We start from the raw sequence: 2,563 nt of genomic DNA, 5'->3' as shown, positions 1-2,563 counted from the left end.
AAAGTCGATCGCCACGTGTCCGGGCAGCATCGTGTGGACGGGCATGGTTCTGCCGTCCTTGTCGGTCACGCCGTTGAACACTTCGCCATTCTGCGTGGTGATCCGGTAACGGACAAAGCGTGCTGCAGCTTGTTGCGCGTCAACCAGGGTGTACCCCGCCCCATAGCCATAAGGTATTGGCGTGACCGGAGTCGTCAGCGTGGTGGCACCGGCCTTCAGCACATAGTCGGCCCGGTGATAGATGTTGCCGGGCGCGCCCAACTCGATCTCGCCATCCTTAATGCGGATGAATGCGCCACCGCAATTCAGGAGCAGCTCTTGCGGGGGGCTGATTTCGATCCGGCCGCCGAGGCTTTCGATCTTGATGTCATTGTTGGCCAGTGCGTGCAGCGCGCCAGTTTGCGCGTGAAGCTGAACGTCGCCCTGAACCGCTTTGAGTTGCAGGCCCTTGGTCACTGCGCACAGGCTGATCGCACCCTCGGCGGTGCCGGTGATGTTGCGTCCGGCGCTGATGTCGGTTGAGCGCGAGGAGGTGATGGCGACGCTTTCGCGACCGGAGGACAGGCAGATCGCTTCAGGGGTGACGATGCCGATGCCGGCCGGCGCGTGCAGCAGAAGACCGGGCTCGGTGAGGTGAGTCAGTGCGTCGTTCAGTTGCGCATGGGTGTCGGTGTCGGCGGCGATGGCGCCTGCACTTCTCGCGGCCTGGGCCATGGTGCGGGCCACGGACAATGCGCTTTCCAGTTCCTCGATCACGGCATCCATGTCGAGCTGCTGAACGTGCGCCTGGGTCTGTTCATCCGCACTGATGAACAGCCCGCGTCCCGCCCGAGTCGCGCCCCAGCCGTCCGTACGCAGCTCAAACCCTTCGCCGCGCTTATCCTTCTCGTTGTCGACCAGATGCCCAAGGTTTAGCTGGCTTTTGCCGCTGTGTTCGGTGCTGAGTTTGATGTGTTCCTTGCCGCGGTCGTCTTCCATGCGCAGCTTGTTATTGGCCGGCGTGCGCAGGACGTTGCGTTTGTAATCGCTGTGCAGCAGCGTCACATGATCAGGGTGGCGATTGTCATGAAGCGCGTGTGCGATGTACGGCCGGTCCGGGTCGCCTTGCTCGAAGGCAATCGCCACTTCGGTCCCGCAGATCAGCGGCAAGTGCAGGCCGTGGGTATCGCCGGCATAAGGCCGGGCCAGCCTCAGCCACAGGCTTTCCTCACCCAGCTTCCAGTTGTCGCGGTCGAACAGAAAGCTGACCTTGTAGCGGCCTTCACTGTCGATGTGGCTGTAAGGGTCGTTGGCCAGCGAACTGGTCACACGCGCCGGCACAGTGCCCGCTATCTGTGGCTTAGTCAGCAGCGGCGGGCGAAAGCACACGCTCTCCGAATACGGAATTGCTTCAAAACTTAGCTCAAAACTGCGGTCCCTCGCAGCGCGCAACTGCAAGCGAGTGACCACCGCACCCGGTTCAAACGCCTGCGGCGCACCACCGGAAATCGCCAGCACCTGCGCCAATCCCAACGAAGCACTGCTGCTAATCCCACTCAGGCGAGTTTGGTTATTCACATACCGCTCATGCCGCAACCGGCCGTAGAAAAACCCGCTTTCCCCCAGCAGATCCTCATCCTGATCCAGCTTGTCGCCCAATACGCGGTACGGCTCGGCATAGTGATAAGCCTCGCCATAAGCGGTTGGATCACCCCGTGTCTGGTCAACATCGCTGTCCAGCCATGCACTCGCATCACGGTGGTGATAAGCACGAAAGTGAACGTTCCTTTCCACCACCTGATGACTGACCTGCAGCCGCCAAACCCCATCCTCGCCGCTGCTGCCCAACCCCGACTGAGGCCGAAACGGCAAGCTCACCCGCGGGCGAACGTAATGACGCTGGTCGTCATGAAACTCGACCACCGCGATACCCAATCGCTCATCGTTTGTGAAGCGATACCAAATCCCCACCTCCGCCAACAGGCGGGAAATAAACGCGAGATCGCTCTCGCCGTACTGCATCACCTGCTCGCGCTTCGGATACTCCCGCACTAGCGAGAACAAGAAATCCTGCCCTTCAAAATCATGTCGCGTTCGCAAGATGCTCTCGACAATCTGCGGGACCGACTGATGCTGATAAATCCGAAACTGCCGTCCACGACCGAGCAATGCCAGGCGCGGCTCCAGCGTCACTTCATAACGCGCCTCGTCAGCAGAACCGGACAGTCGCTTGAAGCCGGTGATCACCCCGTGCAACGTACGCAGCGCTTTAATCGGTGGCGTCGGCAAGCCACGAATAGCAATCGGCAACGTGTGGGCCGCAGCATGCAAGCTGAACTCGGCGGTCTTCCCCAGCACCCGCTCAGCCCCGATTTCCTGATCGATGGAAGTAAATTCCACGCGATAAACAAACGGCTGGCTCAGCCGCTCCTCACCCTCAAAGGCTAAAACGTCAAGCGCAATTGGCAAGCGATGAACAACAAGTTTATGGCGACTGTGATCGAAGAAAGGCGGCAAATTGGTGAGCATGAGCGAGCGTCCCTGACAGGAAATGCGCCCCCGACCGGCCCATAAAGAACCGATC

Annotated in this window: 1 protein-coding gene; it reads right to left on the bottom strand. The window is 60.2% G+C overall.

Annotated elements, in window-relative coordinates:
• The coding region (locus tag VF672_RS03300; RefSeq protein WP_331101432.1) for a type VI secretion system tip protein VgrG at positions 1-2,508 on the bottom strand (2,508 nt) is incomplete at its 3' end.
• Positions 2,509-2,563: the final 55 nt, after the last annotated feature.

The sequence above is a fragment of the Pseudomonas sp. genome (assembly GCF_036387035.1).
Classification (GTDB): Bacteria; Pseudomonadota; Gammaproteobacteria; order Pseudomonadales; family Pseudomonadaceae; genus Aquipseudomonas.
This window is presented reverse-complemented; position numbering and strand designations above follow the sequence as displayed.